Below are 18176 nucleotides of genomic sequence, written 5' to 3'. Positions count from 1 at the left end.
TTGGGTCGTGGCGCGCGTGGTGCCCCACCGCCTCCGGAGTCTCCAGGCCGACATGCCCGGAAGCGGTGGGACCACGACTCACACACGTGTCGGCACGGGGGTCCCGGCGCGACAGAATGAGTACTGCAGGATCCGTGCCAACTCGTTACACATTGTCTGTCATCGTGTTTCAAAGTGAAAATGGGCGGACGCCGACCTCAGTCCATCAGTTTGAGGGAGCCCGCCCATCAATTCGACCGGATGCCACCCCGCCGGCGGACGCGGGGCGGATCAGGCTCACGCGCGCCCTTCGCAGGGTCCGAAGCGCACCTCGACTCGGTGCTCGCGGGCATCGTCCTGGAGGTCCAGCCCCGCCCCGGCCAGCGGCCGGCCGTCCAGGGTCAGCCGCACCGGCCCCTGCTGCGCCGGGTCCTGGACGTACTCGAGCACGTAGAGCGTCCGGCAGTAGCGGTAGTGCACGCGGAAGGCCGTCCAGCCGGCCGGCACCCGGGGCTGGATGTGCAGCGTGTCCACCCGGCGCTCCAGCCCCAGCACGACCTCGTGCAGCAGCTGGTAGTACCAGCCCGCCGCCCCCGTGTACCAGGTCCAGCCACCCCGGCCCGCGTGCGGCGGCTGGCTGTAGACGTCCGCCGCCAGCACGTAGGGCTCCACCCGGTAGCGCTCCACGGCCGCCGGGTCCAGCGTGTGTTGGATGGGATTGAGCAGGGCGACCAACGTCGCGGCCTGCTCCACGCGGCCGGCCAGCGCGAAGGCCTGGGCCGCCCAGATGGCGGCGTGCGTGTACTGGCCGCCGTTCTCGCGCACGCCGGGCGGATAGGCCTTGATGTAGCCCGGCTCCAGCGGGGCCTGGTCGAAGGGCGGATCCAGCAGCTGGACCAGCTGCAGATCCTGCCGCACCAACTGCTCCCAGACCGCGTCCAGGGCCAGCCGGCGCCGGCCGGGATCGCCCACGCCGGCCAGGGTCGCCCAGGCCTGGGGCAGCAGGTCGATGCGGCACTCCGCGCCGGCGGCCGAGCCCAGGGGCTGGCCGTCGTCGAACCAGGCGCGCTTGTACCACCGGCCGTCCCAGGCTTCGAGATCCAGCTGGCGGGCCAGACCGGCGGCCGCCGTCCGGCACTCGTCGACCAGCCCCGCGTCGGCGCGTGCTTCGGCCAGCGGGATGAAGCGGCTCAACACCTGATGCAGGAAGAAGCCCAGCCAGACGCTCTCGCCGCGCCCCGCCTGGCCCACCAGGTTCATGCCGTCGTTCCAGTCGCCGCCGCCCATCAGGGGCAGGCCGTGCGCGCCCAGGGCCAGGCCGTGGCGCAGGGCCCGCACGCAGTGCTCGTAGAGGGGGCCGGCCTGGTCGGAGCGGCCCGGCAGGTCGTAGTAGCTCTCCTCGCCGGGGCCCAGCGTCCGGCTGGCCAGGTAGGGCACGACCTCGTCCAGCACGCCCGTGTCCCCGGTGAAGGCCACGTAGCGCGCGACGGCGTAGGGCAGCCAGAGGAAGTCGTCCGAGCAGCGGGTGCGGATGCCCCGCCCGCCGGGCGGGTGCCACCAGTGCTGCACGTCGCCCTCCGCGAACTGGCGGCCGGCGCAGCGCAGGAGCTGCTCGCGGGTCACCCCGGGCAGCTGGTGGAGCAGGGCCAGGCAGTCCTGGAGCTGGTCGCGGAAGCCGTAGGCTCCGCCCGACTGGCTGAAGCCGCTGCGGCCCCAGAGGCGGCAGGCCAGGACCTGGTAGGGCAGCCAGCCGTTGAACAGCACGTTCAGACCGGCGTCCGGCGTCTCGGCCTGGAGCACGCCCAGGGTGCTCCGCCAGAAGCGCCAGACCTCCTCCAGCGCCAGGTGCGCGGGCCCGACGCCCCGGTGGCGCTGGACCAGGGCCGTGGCTTCCGCGCTGCTGCTGCCGGCCCCGAGGATGAAGACCACCTCGCGCTCGGCGCCGGGCTCCAGCACCACGCGGGTCAGGATGGCCGCGCAGGGGTCCAGGCCCGCCCCCAGCCGTCCGCTCAGCTCGCGCAGCCGGACGGCCGCCGGGCCGGACGGATCGCCGTTGCGGCCCAGACACTCGGCGCGGTCGCCGCTGACGCTGCGCAGGGGCTCGCTGCAGTCGAAGAAGGCCACGAAGCCCGAGAACTCCTCGCTGTAGGCGTTGCGCGCCAGGATCGCCCCGGTGAGCGGCTCGCGCTCGGTCACCACGTGGGGCGCGTGCCGGCTGCGCAGGTCGCCCAGCACCCAGTCCACGGAACCGAACACGCTGAGCGTGCGCGGGCGCCGGCCCGCGTTGCGGATCTTCAGCGCCAGGAACTTCACCGGCGCGTCCACGGCCACGTAGGTCTTGAGTTCTGTCACCAGCCCGTCCTCGGCGTGCTCGAACACGCTGTAGCCGAAGCCGTGGCGGCAGGCGTAGGCGCTCTCCCCCATCCGCGGCCAGGGCATGGGGCTCTGGAAGCGCCCGCTCTCCTCGTCGCGCAGGTAGAGCACCTCGCCCGCGGGATCGCTGACGGGATCGTTGCTCCACGGCGTCAGGCGGCCCTGCTGGGCGTTGCCGAACCAGGTGTAGGCGCTGCCGCTCTCGCTGACCACGGTGCCCAGCCGCGGGTTGGCCAGGACGTTCACCCAGGGCGCCGGCGTGTGCGTGCCGGGCGGAAGGTCGATGATGTACTCGCGCCCGTCGCGCGTGAAGCCGCCCGTGCCGTTGGAAAACAGCAGGTCGTCCCGCGGGGCGGCGGGGGCGGGGGCCGGGCCGGGCGCGGCGCGGCGCACGGGGGGAAGCATCAGCGCCCGCCCGGGTTCCCGGGTCCGCCGCCAGCGCTCCAGCTGTCCGCCCAGCGAGCCGTCGGCGTCGCGGATCACCACCCGGGCCACGGCCTGCAGCAGCACGCGGTCCTCTTCGGAGAAGCTCTCGATCTGCCGCACGAAGACGCCGCCCGGCTTGTCCAGCAGGTGGGCCTCGGGCCCGGCGGCGATGAGGTCCAGCAGCTGGTCGCCCAACTCGCGCCGGTAACTCGAGGCGTCCTCGTTCCAGATCACCAGATCGGTGGCCAGCCCGCGCGTGCGCCACCAGGCGTGGGCCTTGAGCAGATCCTGCACCAGCTGGAGCTTGTCGGCCTCCCCCACGCGCAGCAGCACGATGGGCAGGTCGCCCGGGATGCCGAAGCGCCAGAGTCCGGCCTGGCCCTTGCGGTTGCGGCGCAGGATGCTGCCCGGCGCCCGGAAACTGCGGTGGGCGAAGATCACCGCGGCGGCCAGCTCGGCGTAGCGCTGGACGTCGGCCTCGCTGGCCCCCAGTTGGGCCAGGGCGGTCCGGCTGTGGGTGGGGGCGGCGTCCAGCACGCGGTCCACGGTGCGGTGGTCCTGATACTTGGCGCTGAGCCGCAGCGCGGCCTCGCGCGTGGGAGCCACCCCGAGGATCAGGTCGAAGCGGGCGGTGGCGTCGGGCGCCAGGACGAGCTCGCGGCGCAGCGCGGCGCAGGGATCCAGCACGGCCCCCGCCGTCCCGGAGAGCGGGCCGTCCGACTCCTGCGCCAGCGGATTGCGCAGGCTGCGGCCCCGGCCGATGAAGCGCGCCCGGTCGGTCTCGAAACTGCAGGCCGCCGGATCCCCGCCGCCCAGGGGCAGCAGGCAGAAGAGCCAGGGCGGCCGCTCGTCCGCCGAGCGCGGCCGGCGCGTCAGGAGCACGGTGCCCAGCTCGGGGCAGAGCTCGCTCTGCACGAAGAGGTTGCTGAAGACGCGGTGCAGCTCGTCCGCCGCGCCGGGGGCCAGCACGATCTCGGCGTAGACGGTCAGCGAGAGCCGGCGCTCGTGCGGCGAGCGGTTGGTGAGCCGGATGCGGCGGATCTCCAGGTCGTCCTCGATGGAGACGGCGACCTCGGTGTGGGTCTCCACCTGGTCGTCCTGGCGGCGGAACTCCGCCCGGCCCGGCGAGAAGACGGCCTCGTACTTCTGGCCGGCGCGCAGCGTGGGCTGAAAGGTGGTGGACCAGCCGTGCCCGCTCTGCAGGTCGCGCACGTAACCGAAGACCCCGTGCGCCTCGACGGTGGGATCCTCGCGCCAGCGGGTGACGGCCAGCTCGCCGAAGCGGCTGTAGCCCGCGCCGGCGGCGGAGACCATCACGTGGTAGCGCCCGTTGGAGAGCAGCTGCACGTCGGGCAGCGGCGTGTTGGGATTGGTGAAGGTGCGCAGCGCGGACGGGGCCGCAGGGAGCGCGACCCGCCCCGAGGCCCGGGCTTCCCGGGCGTGCGGGTACATCAGCACGCCGGTGCGGGGCACGCGCTCCAGCAGCAGCAGGGCCGCCGCGTGGAACTCGGGGATGCTGAGGAAGCGGCGCTGCATCAGCGGCCCCAGCAGGGCCTGCCCGAGGGCCAGCAGGCCCATCCCGTGGTGGTGGGCGAAGAAGGACTGGATCCGCACCTCGCTCTCGCCCTCGTCCAGGCGCGCGGGGGTGAAGTCGACGGCCTCGAAGAAGCCGTAGACGCCCAGCCAGGAGCGCGCGGCCATCTGGCGCAGGTTGGCCACGGCGCGGCGGGGATCCACCAGCAGGGCCAGCAGCGTGGCATAGGGCGCCACCACCACCTCGTCGCCCAGCCCGCGCTGCAGGCCCAGTCCCGGCACCCCGAAGGCCCGGTACTGCCAGGTGCCCTCGCCGTCCTGGACGTTGTAGCAGGACTCCGAGATCCCCCAGGGCACGCCGCGCTGCCGGCCGTACTCGATCTGGCGGGCCACGGCGCCCGTGCAGGTCTGGTCCAGCAGGGTGCCCGCGAAGTGCGGCATCACCAGGCGCGGCATCAGGTATTCGAACATGGATCCGCTCCAGCTGAGCAGCACCTGCCGGCCGTGGGCCGTGGTCAGCCGCCGCCCGAGGGCGAACCAGTGGTCGAAGGGCAGCTGGCCGGAGGCGATGGCCACGTAGCTGGCCAGGCGGGCCTCCGAGGCCAGCAGGTCGTAGACGCTGGTGTCCAGCCGGCGCTCCGCCACCTGATAGCCGATGGCCAGCAACTTGCGGCGCGGATCGTAGAGGAATGCGAACTCGGCGCCGGCCAGGCCCAGGCAGCGCGCGGCCAGGGCTCCGATCTGCTCCAGACGCGCGGCGATGCGCTCCGCGCCCAGCGTGAAGGCCCGGGCCAGCCGCAGCTCCGGCTCGCCGAAGGGCGGCAGGGCCAGCCCAGCGGCCGCCTGGCGCGCCAGATCGGCCAGCCCGGCCAGGTTCTCCGCCTGCTCGAGGGCGGCCCAGAGCTCGGGCGCCACTCGCCCGGGCAGCGCCTCCCCGGACTCCAGCCAGGGGGCCAGCTCGCTCAGGTCGGCCCGCAACGCGCGCACCTGACGCTCGAAGGCCGTGGCCCACCAGGCCGCCTCCGGGCCCGCCTCCACCCCGCAGGATTCCACCAGCCGGGCGGCCTCCGCGCCCAGTCCGGCCAGCCACTCCCGCCGGAACGACAGGCCCGGTGGGCAGGCGCGCAGCCGGTCCCGCAGCGCATCCAGCGGCGGGCCGGCCCCCGCCGGTCCGGCCAGCGGTTCCAGGGTGTCGCGCAGTCCGGCCTGGAGGCCGTCCGGGAGCAGGGGCGCGCCGGCCAGCTCCAGCAGCCCGCTGCGCAGCACGCGGACGTGGCCCGTCAGGTTGCCGCTGTCCACGGTGGAGACGTAGAGCGGCCGCAGGGCCCGGCGCGTGACGGTGTCGTACCAGTTGTAGAAGTGGCCACGGTGGCGCTCGAGCTGCTCCATGGAGTCCAGGGTGCGGGCCGTGCGCTCCAGCAGCTGCCCGGCGCTCAGGTAGCCCAGGTCGTGGGCGCAGAGGTTGGCGAGCAGCGAGAGACCCATGTCCGTCGGGCTGGTGCGGTGGGCCACCCGCGGGCCGGGCTCCTGCTGGAAGTTGTCCGGGGGCAGCCAGTTCTCCTGCGGGCCGACGAAGACCTCGAAGTAGCGCCAGGTCAGGCGGGCCACCCGGCTCAGGAAGCGCAGGTCCGCCTCGCCCAGCCGCGCGGCGGCGGCGGGCAGCGGCCGGCTGATCCACCACGCCAGCAGCGGCGAGCCGAACCAGAGCAGCAGGAGCGGGGCGGCTGCGGCGAGGGCGGATCCGGAGAATCCGGAGAATCCGAGCCCGGCGGCCAGCGCCAACACCAGCAGCGGAACCGCCCAGAGCCGTCCCAGCACGCTCGCCAGGCCAGTCCCGGCGTGCCGCTCCACTGCGGCGGCGGTCTGCCACTCGAGCAGGTGCTGGCGGCTGAGGCCCACACGCCAGAGCGAACGCGCGGCGGCGTCCAGGGCGACGCCCGCCTCCAGCGGCAGGAAGACCAGCCAGAGCGCCGTGCGGGCCAGCCGTTGCGCGGCGGCGCGGGCCACCGTGGCCACGTGCACGGCCAGGGGCAGGCGGGGCGGGACGCGCACCAGCTCGGCCAGGCCGGGAAGCAGCTCGGGCAGGAAGAGCAGGCCCAGCACGGCCAGGGTCCAGGCGCCGGGCGTGGGCAGCACGAACCAGCCCAGCCCCAGTAGCACGGCGTAGGCCGGCGCCACCAGCGCGCGGCGCAGGTTGTCGAAGATCTTCCACCAGCCCAGCAGGGCGATGTCCGGCCGGATCCGCCGCCCGGCGGCGTCCCCGACCCGCAGGCCCAGCCAGGGCGCGATCTGCCAGTCGCCGCGCATCCAGCGGTGGCGCCGGCTCAGGTCGGCCAGGTAGCCCGCGGGCGAGTCCTCCAGCAACTCCACGTCGCTGCACTGGCCCGAGCGCGCGTAGCAGGACTCCAGCAGGTCGTGGCTGAGCACGGCGTTGTCCGGGAAGCGCCCGTCCAGCAACCGGCGGAAGGCTCCCACGTCGTAGAGGCCCTTGCCGATGAACGAGGTCTCCTGGAAGAGGTCCTGGTAGAGGTCCGAGACCAGGTGCGTGTAGGGGTCGAAGCCCACCTGGCCGGCCATCAGCCGCGCGTAGCGGCTCTGGGTGGCGCTGCGCCAGGAGATGCTGACCCGCGGCTGGAGGATGGCGTAGCCGCGCAGCAGGCGGCGTCCCGCGGCGTCCAACAGCGGCCGGTTGAGCGGATGGGCCGCGGCGCCCACCAGGCGCCAGCCCGCGCCCCAGGGCAGATCCGTGTCCGTGTCCAGCGTGATCACGTAGCGGATGCTGGTCAGTTGCGAGACGTCGCCCACGATGCGGCAGAAGGCGTCCCGGTCGCTTCCGCACAACAGGGCGTTGAAGTCCTCGAGCTTGCCGCGCTTGCGCTCGCGGCCCATCCAGCAGCCCTCCTGCGGGTTGTGGAGCCGCGGCCGGTGGAAGAGCAGGAAGCGCCCGTGTGCGTCGTCGCCGTAGCGCAGGTTCAGCTCCGCGATGCCCGCGCCGGCCTGGTCCAGCAGCTCGTCGTCGCCCGCGACCCCGGCCTGGTCGGCGTCGGTGAAGTCGGTGAGCAGCGCGAACCACAGATTGGGGTCGCGGTTGGCCAGGTAGCGCAGCTCCAGGCCCTGCAGCATGGCGGCGATCCGCCCCGGCCCCGTCAGCAGGGTGGGCACCACGACCAGCGTGCGGCACTCGGCCGGGATGCCGTGTTCGAAGTCCATCCGCGGCATGGCCTGGGGCCGGTTCAGGTGGGAGGCCAGCCAGTTCACGCCGGCGAGGGCGAACTGGGAGGCCACCAGCGCCGCGCCGATGCACAACACCGGCAGGGCCCAGCGAGGCGCCTGGCCCGCGGCGGCGGCCAGCAGCAGCAGGGCCGGGACGGCCAGCAGGACCACCAGCCCCAGGTAGGCAATCAGCTTGCCCGCGCGCCGCCGGGAGGGCGGGACGGCGGCCAGCGCCGGCAGCCCGCGCAGCACGCGCTCCAGCTGCGGCCGGCCCTCGTCCACCAGCAGCCAGCCCACGTGGGCCGCCACGTCGTCGACAGCCCGGGCGCACGCCGCGTCGGCCAGCTCCACGGCGGCCCGGGCCACCTGGTTCTCGTCCAGCCGGAAGCGCCGGGCCAGGGCCTCCACCACGTGCCGGTAGGAGTCGCGCGTGGGGAAATCCATCCGCGGGTAGACGCCCGCCGCCTCGCCGCGCAGGATGTGCTCCGTGCGGCTGTGGGACTCGACGAACTCGTGCCACTCCAGCGCGTTGACCAGCCGCAGGCTGGAGATGGTGTTGGCCACCGAGGAATGCGCCGCCGCCTGGCCCTGGCTCTCGGCGCGGATGGCCTCCTCGATGGTCTGGCCCTGGTCCGCCAGCCGCTGCTCCAGCCAGGCCAGCACCAGCGTGGTGGTGGCTCCGCGACCCTGCAGGGCCTGGGTGAACTGGGCGACGAAGGTGGTGGAGAGGGGCGGACCCTCGTGCACCAGGTCCGCCAGCACCTGGAAAGCGCTGTCCTGGCGGTCCGGCACGGCGTCGAAGCGCTGGGCCCAGGCCAGGGCGCTGTCCCGGTGCGCACGCTGCCAGCTCATGTTGACGGTGACCCGGCGCAGGCTCTCCACCAGCGCCAGTCGCAGCATGATGGCCACCGACCAGATCTCCCCCAGGGTCAGGGGCGTGACGGACTGGTAGGCGGTCAGGTAGCGCGCGAGCGCCTCCTCGTCCACGCGCCCGTCCACGTGGGCCACGAACTCCAGGATGATGTCGTAGATGCGCGGCCGGCCGCCGGACGCGCCCCCCGCCAGACGCGGCAACTGGCGGCTGTAGCCGCGGGGGAAATGCAGGCGCGCCAGGTGGACCTGCTCCTCGATCAGCCAGCGGTTGTCCAGCAGCCACTCGGCGGCCAGCGCCATGCGCCGGCCGGCGGCGTGGGCCCGGGAGAGCAGCAGGTGGCAGCGTTCGATGACCCGCTCGGAATCCCACAGCCGCCGCAGCAGGCGATCGTCGCCATGGGAGCGGCCCAGCACGTGGCCGGCGGCCAGGTCGCGCGCATGGAGCTCCAGCTGCTCGATGGCGAACACCGCCCCGTGCAGCGGCGGTTCGGTGGAGCTGGCCCGGTACAGACCCTCCGCCCAGCGCGTCAGGTCCGGGAAGCCGATGGTGCGGGATTCGCCGGCGCCGTGGAAGAGCCGGCGCAAGCGGTTTCCCAGCCCCAGCCGCCGCTTGTCCCGGCCTTCGTCCGGGCCGGGAAAGGTCGTCGTGCGGGTGTTCATGGCGTGCTCTTCCTTGTCTCCGGCCCGCGTTCGCCGGGTTCGCCGCCGCTGTCGACGGGCGGGTTGCCGCGGGCGCGCGGGCGCCCCGGGCGCAGCACTTTCAGCAGTTCCAGAACCGCCAGCGGAAGGGTGCCCAGGGCCAGCAGGAGCAGGCCTTGGGGATAGCTCAGGGGCGTGGTCTGCAGGAAGGCGCCCAGCCGCACGCTGTGCTGGCTCCAGAACTGGAGCCCGATGGAGAGCGCCACCACGCCCACCAGATTGAGGTTGCCCGCCAGCGGGAGACGCCAGACGGGGCGGGTCGCGCTGCGGGCCCCGAAGGCGCGCCAGAGTTCGGCGAAGACCAGCACGGCGAAGGCCGAGCTGCGGGCCGCGGCCGGTCCGGCCGTGCGCAGCGTCTGCAGGTAGACGGCGAAGGCCACGCCCGCCGTGAGCAGGCCGGTGAGCAGCATGCTGCGCAGGAAGTCCCGGTCGGCCAGGCGCTCGCCGGGCGGCCGCGGCGCCTTCCGCATCAGGTCGGGATCCGCGGGATCGGTGGCCAGGCAGAGCGCGGGCAGGCCATCGGTGACCAGGTTGATCCAGAGCAGGTGGATGGGCAGCAGGGGCACGGGCAGCCCGGGCACGATGCAGGCGGTCATGAGGAGCAGTTCGCCCGTGTTGCCCGCCAACAGGTACTGCAGCGTCTTGCGGATGTTGGCGTAGATGCCCCGGCCCTCGGCCACGGCGTGGACGATGGTGGCGAAGTTGTCGTCCGTGATGATCAGGTCCGCCGCCTGGCGCGTGACCTCCGTGCCGCTCCGGCCCATGGCGATGCCGATGTCGGCGCCCTTGAGGGCGGGCGCGTCGTTCACGCCGTCCCCCGTCATGGCCACCACGGCGCCATCCGCCTGCAGGGCGCGGACGATCCGCAGCTTGTGTCCGGCGCTGACCCGCGCGTAGACGGCGGCGTCGGCGACCGCTTTCTGCAGCTGTTCCTCGGAAAGCCGGTCCAGCTCCAGGCCGCTGAGGACCTGTCCGGCGGCGGCGGGCAGCCCGAGTTCCCGCGCGATGGCCCGGGCCGTGTCCGGATGGTCGCCCGTGATCATCACCACGCGGATGCCCGCGGCCTGGCAGGCGGCCAGGGCGTCCCGGGCCTCGGCGCGCGGAGGATCGTGCAGGCCGGCCAGGCCCAGGAAGACCAGGTCGCGCTCCACCTCCTCCACCGTCAGGTCGGCGGGCGCGGCGGACTCCAGGTCGCGCCGGGCGCATCCCAGCACGCGCAGCCCCTGCCGCGCCAGCTCCGAGACGCGGGACTGGATCTGCTCCCGGTCCGCCGGGGCGAGGGGTCGATCGACGCCGTCCGCGCGGCAGTGGGTGCAGAGGGCCAGCAGCGGATCCGGCGCCCCGTTGCAGAAGGCGCGCAAGCCGCCCGCCTCCAGCCGGCGCAGCGTGGTGCTGCGCTTGCGGCCGGAATCGAAGGGGAAGTCGAGCACGGCGGGCCAGCGGGCCTCCAGCCGCGCCCGGTCGGCGCCGGCCTTGCCGCCCGCCACCAGGAGGGCGCCCTCGGTGGGATCGCCCACGCAGCTCCAGACCCCGCCCGTTTCCGTCACCTGCGCCTGGTTGCCGCCCACCAGCCCGGCGGCCAACTCGTCCAGCGCCGCCCGCCAGGCCGCCGCGGACTCCGGCCCCACCGGCTGGACCGCGCCCGCCGGCCCGTAGCCCGCGCCCGTGACCACGTAGTCCTGACCCACGGTGTGGAGGGCGCGCACGGTCATCTCGCCCAGGGTCAGCGTGCCGGTCTTGTCCGTGCAGATGACGCTGGTGGAGCCCAGCGTCTCCACGGCGGCCAGCCGGCGCACCAGCGCGCGGCGCCGCGACATGCGCAGCACGCCCAGCGAGAGCGCCACGGTGACCACGGCCGGCAGGCCCTCGGGCACTGCGGCCACGGCCAGGCCGACGGAGGTCATCACCAGCTCCAGCAGCGGCACGTGGCGCAAGAGGCCCAGCCCGAAGAGCAGGGCCACGATCCCCAGCGCGACCTTCACCAGCACGCGGCCGAAGACCTCCAGCTTGCGTTGCAGGGAGCTGACCGGCTCCGCGTCCGCCGCCTGGATCAGCCCGGCGATGCACCCCAGTTCGGTGTCCATGCCCGTGCCCACCACCAGGGCCCGACCCGTGCCCGCGGCCACGTGCGTGCCCATGAAGACCAGGTTGGCGCGTTCGCCCAGCGGCAGTTCCAGCTCAGCCAGCGGCTCGGGCCGCTTCTCCGCGGCCTCCGACTCGCCGGTCAGGGTGGATTCCACGCAGCGCAGCGAGGCGCTGGCCAGCAGCCGGGCGTCCGCCGCCACCACGTCGCCGGCCTCGAGCAGCAGCAGGTCGCCCGCCACCACGTCCGCGGCGGGCAGCGGGCACACCGCGCCGTCGCGCTGCACGCGGGCCAGCGGGGCGGTGAGCTTGCCCAGCGCGGCGATGGACTTCTCCGCGCTGTACTCCTGCCGGAACCCGCTGGCGGCGTTGAGCGCGACGATGAGCAGGATGGCCAGGGCGTCGAGGCCCTGGCCCAACAGCAGGGAGAGCAGGCCGGCGGCGATCAGGATCCAGACGAGCAGGCTCTTGAACTGGCCCAGCAGGCTGCGCAGCGGGCGGAAGCGCCGGGCGGCGGTCAGCCGGTTGGGACCGTCCCGCGCCAGACGCCGGGCCGCCTCGGCGGAGCCCAGCCCCTCCGGCGCGGACTCCAGCCGCGCGCAGAGCTCGGCCAGGGAGAGGACGTGCCAGGGCCGCTGCCCCGCCCGGGCGGCCGGCGGAGGTCTGCCACCGGCCCGGAGCTCGGCGTCCATCAGGAACCCGGCTGGTCGGTCCAGTAGTCGCGGCTCTGGTAGTGGTGGTGCAGCTTGTGCTCGTAGTCCCGGCTCAGCAGGGACTGCTCGCTGTACTCCGGCGACTGCCGGATGGTCGCGCGGGTCAGGGCCACGTGGACGGTCTGGTCCTCCCAGCTCACCTCCTCGATCCACTGGGGCGAGACCAGCACGCGGCCGCCGGGCCACCAGTTGGTCGTGTCCACCACCAGGTAGCGGATGGCCCAGCTCTCGTCGTCCAAGATGAAGTCCTCCACGTGGCCGATCTCGCCGTCGCTGGCCATGATCACGTGGCCCGTCACGTCGCGCGAGCTGCGCAGGTGCGGATCCCAGCCGGCCTGCTCGCCCACCACCTGGGGCCACTTCTCCTTGTCGCGCTCGAGGAAGGGGTAGGCCGGCGAGTAGCCCCACATGTGCTGGCCGCTCCAGTACATGGGCCAGCCGTAGTAGTCGTAGTAGGTCAGCTCGAACTGCCGCGAGATGGGCTTGTCGGTGGAGAGGTCCGGGCTGTTCTCGATCTGCCGGCGCGTCAGGCTGACGCCGATGGTCTGGGCGTCCGGATGGATGGAGATCAGGGCGTAGGGCGAGATCAGCACTTGGCGGCCCGTCAGCCAGCCGCCGGTGTTGGCCACCAGATAGCGGACGGTCCAGTGGTGGTCGTCGAAGTAGAACTCCTCCGCGCTGCCGATGTCGCCGTCCCGGCTGTGCAGCTTGTAGCCGCGGATGGTCTTCAACTTGTAGAGCATGGTGAGCTCCCCCTCGGTTGTGGATGTGGCGGCGGACGTGTCTCACGCGCGCCGGCCGGCGGAGCCGGTGTCCGTCCCCGCGGGCCGCGCGTCCACCGCCGGGCGGAGATCTCCGACCCGGAGTCCGGGGACAGGGTTGGGTTCACGGGGAACGGGTGAGGCGGGCGGGTGTGGCGTCCGTCAGTGCCGCGACTCACAGCAGTTATCGCGCCACAAGTCCTTGTGCTTGTCCAGCATCCACTTGAGACGAATTCGTGGGCACGGCGCGGCAACGCTCCATCAGAACGGCGGGCCGGTCGATCATTCTGATCCGGGCGCGGGCGGTGGCGGCGGAAGCTAGTCCAGCAGCACGAGCAGCCAGACCAGGGCCGCCAGCGCCATGGCCGCGAAGACGGCCGCGCTGCCCAGGTCCTTGGCGCGGCCCGAGAGGGGATGCAGGCAGGGGTCGATGCGCTCCACCAGGACCTCCACCGCCGTGTTGAGCAGCTCGGTGAGCGGCACGAGCAGCCAGCTGCCCGCCAGCAGCGCGCGCTCCGCGCCGCCCTCGCCCAGCCCGAGGGCCAGGGGCAGCAGCAGGCAGCTCAGCCAGACCTCGTCGCGGAAGGAGGGTTCGCTGGCCCAGGCGGCCCGCAGGCCCTGCCGGGAATAGCCGAAGGCGGCGCGCAGCCGCTGGGGCGAGAGGGTCCTCATGCCGCCACCCGCCCGTCGGCTTCCGCCAGCGCCGCGGCAGCGGCGGGCCAGTCCTGCAGCGCCGGCTGGTCGGTCCGGAGCAGCTGGAAGCGGCCCTCCCGGGTCTCCGCCACGGCCGTGCAATTGTCCACCCAGTCCCCGCAGTTCAGATAGAGCCGGCCGGCCTGTTCCCGCAGCTCCGGGTGGTGGATGTGTCCGCAGACCACGCCGTCGTAGCCCGCCGCCGCGGCCCGCTCCAGCATGTCGTCGGCGAAGCGCTCGTAGTAACTGCCCACGCGCTTGAGCCGAGAGCGCAGATTGCGACTCAGGCTCTCGCCCTCGGCGTAGAGCGGCCGGGTGGCCAGGCTGGCCAGGGTCAGCAGGCCGTAGCCCTTGTCGATCAGCCAGTGCAGGGGCCGGTTCTGCAACAGCTTGAGGTAGTGGTGATGCTGGTCGCCGTGGGTCACCCAGAGCCGGCGGCCGTCCAGGCAGTCGTGGGTGGTCTCGGAGAGGAGCTGGATGCGCCCCAGCCGCGGCTCCTGCAGATCGAGGAACTGGCGCAGCAGGTCGTCGTGGTTGCCCGGGATGTAGATCAGTTCGCTGCCGTGCTTGGCCTTGCCCAGCAGGGTGCGCACGATGTTCACATGCTGCTGGGGAAACCAGAGCCCGGCGCTGCGGAAGCGCCACAGGTCGATCAAGTCCCCCACCAGGTAGATGCGGTCGGCGTTGTGGGTCTTCAGGAAGGCCAGCAGCCGCTCCGCCTGGCAGGCTCGCGTGCCCAGGTGCAGGTCCGACAGGAACAGGGCGCGAAAGGCGCGCATGGGTCCCCCGTTTTCGCGCCATGGTGTCAGGTTCCGGTTATGGTTGCGTGAGGAAGGTCCTGCGGCCCGGACTTATCCAGGGCCCGCCGGCGCTCCTCCTCACGCTGCGCTCACCCGTTCCTCACCGCATCCCAATCCGCCGCCCGCTTCTTGTGTCGCGAAAGGAGGGCTCCATGCAAGCCTGGCTCGACACGCTGATCGTCCTCGACCTGCGCGGCTGCCGCCGGGCGGCCCGCTGGCACGCCCGGGCGCGCGTGATGCGCGGCTTCCGCTGGATCAGTTTCTCGGCGGACGGCTGGTTCTATCCCCTGCTGCCGCTGGCCTTCCTGATCCAGGGGCCGCAGGCGGCGCTGCGCCTCCTGCTGGAGCTGGCTCTGGGCTTCGCCCTGCTGGTGCCGGCCTTCAAGGCGGCCAAGCACGGCGTGAAGCGCCTGCGTCCGGTGCAGGGCCCCTGGGGCCTGCAGCAGGTGATCATCCCCGGCGACGCCTTCTCCTTTCCATCGGGCCACACCTCCTCCGCCTTCCTGGCCGCCGCCCTGCTGGCGGCGCGCGAGCCGGCCTGGGCGCCGTTGGCCTTCGGCTGGGCCGGATTGGTGGCCGCCAGCCGCATCGTGCTGGGCGTGCACTTCCCCAGCGACGTGCTGGCCGGCGCGGCCATGGGCCTGGGCTGCGGCATGGCCGCGCGCGCGCTGCTGGCCGGCCTGGCGCTGGGATGAGAATTCTCTACGGCATCCAGGGCACAGGCAACGGCCACCTGAGCCGCTCGCGCGAGGTGCTGGCCGAGCTGCTGGCGCTGGGCCACGACGTGCGCGTGCTGGTCTCGGGGCGGAGTTCCGGGGCGCCCCCGGAGCTGGGGCCTGGCGTCCAGCCGCTGCTGCGCGAGGGCCTGACCTTCCAGACCCGGGCCGGCCGCGTGCAATTGCTGGCCACGGCCCTGCGGCTCAGCCCGCGCCGCCTCTGGCTGGACATCCGGGCCCTGGACCGCCTCCAGCCGCGGCCCGAGCTGGTGATCACGGACTTCGAGCCCATCAGCGCCTGGTGGGCGCGCACGCGCGGCGTGCCCTCCGTCGGGCTGGGCCACCAGTACGCCTTCGTCCACCCCGCCGTGCCGCTGCCCGCCGGCAACCAGGCAGGCAAGCTCGTGCTGCGCCGCTTCGCCCCCTGCGACCATCCGCTGGGCCTGCACTGGAGCGACTTCGGCCAGCCCATCCTGCCGCCCATCGTGCCCGCGCTCTCCGCCCCGCCCGGACCCGGCGAGCCCGACCTGCTGCTGGTCTACCTGCCCTTCGAATCCCGGCACTCCATCCGTGCCTGCCTGGCGCCGCTGACCCACCTGCGCTGCCGGATCTACGGCCACCCCTCGGGTCCGCCCCAGGAGCGCGGTCCCGCGCAGCTGGACTGGCGGCCCTTCTCGCGCGCCGGCTTCCTGGAGGACCTGGGACGCTGCGCGGGCGTGATTTGCGGCGCGGGCTTCGAGTTGCCCAGCGAAGTGATCCACCTGGGCCGGCGCCTGCTGGTCAAGCCCCTGCACGGTCAGTTGGAGCAGGGCGCCAACGCCCTGGCCCTGGAGCGGCTGGGGCTGGGTTGGGCCCGGCCGGAGCTGACGGCGGACATCATCGCGCGCTGGCTGGAGTCGCCGGCCCCGGCCGGCCGCCGCTGGCCCCACGTGGCGCGGCGGGTGGCGCAGTGGATCGACGCGGGCGACCTGCGGCAACCCGCCGAGCTGGCCCGCGTCTGCTGGAGCGATCCGCCCTTCCCGGCGCCGCCGGCCGCCTGAACCAGCCCCGCGGAGTTGACGGGTTGTCAGGAAAGTTGTCTCCTGTCAGGTCAGCGGCGCCCCCGGCGACCTCTCCTCCCCACTTCCCGGGCCGGAAAAGCTCTGTACAATTGGCACCACCTTTGCAGTACACGCTGCGTCCTCCCCCCCTTGCTTGCCACGCACCTTTCAACAGGAGGCCTTATGCGAACGCTGCTCCTTTGTCTCGGGCTGCTGCTCTGCGGCCAGGCCCACGGGTTCGGAGTGGTGGTGCTGGATGCCGAGAATCTGGGCCTGCTGCCCCCGGCCACCTCCACCTATGAGATCCACGTGGAGAACCAGGTGGCGCTCACCCGCGTCCACAGCGAGTTCATCAATCCCCTCAACCACAACCTGGATCCGGTCTGGGTCTTTCCCCTGGGTGTGGACGCCAGCGCCACGCGCCTGCGCTACCGCCTGAACGGCAGCTGGCACGAGGTGCCCATCGGCGTCGGGCCGCAGGATCCGGGCCTGCCGGGGGACGAGATCCATCCCCTGCTGCAGGCCTACATGGGCCCCAACCCGCTGATCTTCCACTTCGAGAACAACCTGCTGATGGATTCCACCCTGGTGGTGGAACTGGATTACGTGGAGCTGCTGCCCTACTCCTGGGGACAGGTGAGCCTGCGCCATCCGGGCAACCTGATCCCGATCCTGCCCGGGCAGATCATCCGCGCCGCCTACGACCTGACCCTGGTGTCGGACCAGACGGTGGAGAGCCTGGCGCTGACCAGCGGCCACACGGGCGAGAGCGTCTTCGAGGACGACGCCGGTTGGCACATCGCCTGGTCGGATCTGGCCACCTATCCCGACGAGGATTTCACCGCCGTCTACCAACTCAGCCAGCAGGAGCTGGGGCTCTTCGCCAGCAGCACCATGCTGCCCGACAGCCTGATGCCCGAGGACAGCGCGCCGGGCTTCCTGATGTTCCGCGCCCAGCCGGACCCCGACGACGCCAGCCAGGTGATGGACAAGGTGTTCACCTTGATCATTGATCGCTCGGGCAGCATGGGGGGCAACAAGATCATCCAGGCCCGCAACGCCGCCGCCTTCATCGTCAATCACCTGAACGAGGGCGACCGCTTCAACCTGATCTCCTTCGCCAGCGCCGTGACCGCCTTCCAGTCGGAGCACGTGGAGTACACGCCCAGCACGGCCAGCCAGGCCCTCAGCTGGATCTCCACCCTCACGGCCAGCGGCAGCACCAACATCTCCGGGGCCTTCGACACGGCCGTGCCCCAGTTCGACAGCGCGGACTCCACCACGGCCAACATCATCCTCTTCTTCACGGACGGCGTGCCCACCACGGGCATCACCAACATGACTCAGCTGGTCCAGCACGTGGACGCGCTGTTCGATGCGCGGCCCCAGCCCATCAACCTCTTCTGCTTCGGCATCGGCAACGACGTGAACAGCGCCCTGCTGGGGCAGCTGGCCGTGCACAACAACGGCTTCGCCGAGTTTCTGGCGAACGACGAGCTGGAGGCGCGGATCAGCGCCTTCTACCTGCGGGTGCGCAATCCCGTGCTGATGGGCCCGCTGGTGAGCGCCGAGCCCGCCCAGCTGCTGGAGCTGGCGCCCACCCCGCTGCCCAACCTCTACCTGGGCGAGCAGCTGATCGTCGCCGCCCGCTACAACCAGGCCCAGCCGCTGACCCTGACCCTGAGCGGCACGGCCTTCGGACGCCAGGTGGACTACAGCTACCCCGTGGACCTGTCCGCCAGCTATGATCCCGGCCGCGTCTACCTGCCCAAGGTCTGGGCCAAGTGCCGGATCGAGTCCCTGATGGTGCAGTACTCCCAGTTGGATCCGGAGTCCGCGGCCGCGCTGGAGCTGCAGCAGGACATCATCGACCTCAGCCTGACCTGGGGCGTGGTCTCGCCCTTCACGAGCTTCAACGACGACGTGGCCGTCCCGCCGGACGACCCCGCCGCCCGGCCCGCCAGCCTGTTGCTGGTGGAGAACCACCCCAACCCCTTCAACCCCTCCACGACGCTGCGCGTGACGGTCCCGGCGGGCCTGCCGCGCGGGCCGCTGCTGCTGCGCGTCTACAACCTGCGCGGCCAGCTGGTGCGCACCCTGGCCGTGCTGGCCACGGGCGCCGGCGTCTACGAGCTGGTCTGGGACGGCCGGGACGAGGCCGGCCGGGAGGTGGCCAGCGGACCTTATCTGGTGCTGGTCTCCTGCGCCGACCAGGTGGCCGCCCAGCGGATCCTGCTGCTGCGCTGAGCGCCGCCCAAGCCCATGTGTCACAGGC

At 72.7% G+C, this 18176-nt stretch carries 8 protein-coding genes; 3 read left to right on the top strand and 5 right to left on the bottom strand.

Features of this window, described 5'->3' with window-relative positions; genetic code table 11:
* Positions 1-276: 276 nt before the first annotated feature.
* The 5 genes from WC326_00210 to WC326_00190 form a co-directional block, all read right to left on the bottom strand.
* Positions 277-9057, bottom strand: a complete 8781-nt coding sequence (locus tag WC326_00210) for a glucoamylase family protein (protein ID MFA7329472.1) — start codon at positions 9055-9057, stop codon at positions 277-279.
* On the bottom strand, positions 9054-11870 hold the full coding sequence (locus WC326_00205) for a cation-translocating P-type ATPase (protein MFA7329471.1): 2817 nt from the start codon (positions 11868-11870) through the stop codon (positions 9054-9056). Before WC326_00205 ends, WC326_00210 begins: the two co-directional genes overlap by 4 nt.
* Positions 11870-12634 (bottom strand): PRC-barrel domain-containing protein, encoded by a 765-nt coding sequence (locus WC326_00200; protein MFA7329470.1) that lies wholly within the window; start codon positions 12632-12634, stop codon positions 11870-11872. The genes WC326_00205 and WC326_00200 overlap by 1 nt, the downstream gene beginning before the upstream one ends.
* A 336-nt stretch (positions 12635-12970) precedes the next feature.
* Positions 12971-13324: a diacylglycerol kinase gene (locus WC326_00195; GenBank protein MFA7329469.1), complete on the bottom strand. Its 354-nt coding sequence runs from the start codon at positions 13322-13324 to the stop codon at positions 12971-12973.
* On the bottom strand, positions 13321-14124 hold the full coding sequence (locus WC326_00190; GenBank protein MFA7329468.1) for a UDP-2,3-diacylglucosamine diphosphatase: 804 nt from the start codon (positions 14122-14124) through the stop codon (positions 13321-13323). The genes WC326_00195 and WC326_00190 overlap by 4 nt, the downstream gene beginning before the upstream one ends.
* Before the next feature lie 173 nt (positions 14125-14297).
* Between WC326_00190 and WC326_00185 the strand changes: the two genes are divergently transcribed.
* From WC326_00185 to WC326_00175, 3 genes are all read left to right on the top strand, one after another.
* A complete protein-coding gene (locus WC326_00185; GenBank protein ID MFA7329467.1) occupies positions 14298-14840 on the top strand; it encodes a phosphatase PAP2 family protein in 543 nt (180 codons plus the stop codon).
* Complete coding sequence (locus WC326_00180; protein ID MFA7329466.1) at positions 14837-15901, top strand: glycosyltransferase family protein; 1065 nt, start codon at positions 14837-14839, stop codon at positions 15899-15901. Before WC326_00185 ends, WC326_00180 begins: the two co-directional genes overlap by 4 nt.
* 183 nt (positions 15902-16084) lie before the next feature.
* A complete protein-coding gene (locus WC326_00175) occupies positions 16085-18148 on the top strand; it encodes a VWA domain-containing protein (GenBank protein MFA7329465.1) in 2064 nt (687 codons plus the stop codon).
* Positions 18149-18176: the final 28 nt, after the last annotated feature.

Source organism: Candidatus Delongbacteria bacterium, assembly GCA_041675285.1.
In the GTDB taxonomy this organism is placed as follows: domain Bacteria; phylum CAIWAD01; class CAIWAD01; order CAIWAD01; family CAIWAD01; genus CAIWAD01.
This window is presented reverse-complemented; position numbering and strand designations above follow the sequence as displayed.

Excerpts from the sequence above, each read along its gene's own strand:
- WC326_00210 (MFA7329472.1), bottom strand. The coding sequence starts at position 9,057 with ATGAACACCCGCACGACGACCTTTCCCGGCCCGGACGAAGGCCGGGAC.
- WC326_00205 (MFA7329471.1), bottom strand. The coding sequence starts at position 11,870 with ATGGACGCCGAGCTCCGGGCCGGTGGCAGACCTCCGCCGGCCGCCCGG.
- WC326_00200 (MFA7329470.1), bottom strand. The coding sequence starts at position 12,634 with ATGCTCTACAAGTTGAAGACCATCCGCGGCTACAAGCTGCACAGCCGG.
- WC326_00195 (MFA7329469.1), bottom strand. The coding sequence starts at position 13,324 with ATGAGGACCCTCTCGCCCCAGCGGCTGCGCGCCGCCTTCGGCTATTCC.
- WC326_00190 (MFA7329468.1), bottom strand. The coding sequence starts at position 14,124 with ATGCGCGCCTTTCGCGCCCTGTTCCTGTCGGACCTGCACCTGGGCACG.
- WC326_00185 (MFA7329467.1), top strand. The coding sequence starts at position 14,298 with ATGCAAGCCTGGCTCGACACGCTGATCGTCCTCGACCTGCGCGGCTGC.
- WC326_00180 (MFA7329466.1), top strand. The coding sequence starts at position 14,837 with ATGAGAATTCTCTACGGCATCCAGGGCACAGGCAACGGCCACCTGAGC.
- WC326_00175 (MFA7329465.1), top strand. The coding sequence starts at position 16,085 with ATGCGAACGCTGCTCCTTTGTCTCGGGCTGCTGCTCTGCGGCCAGGCC.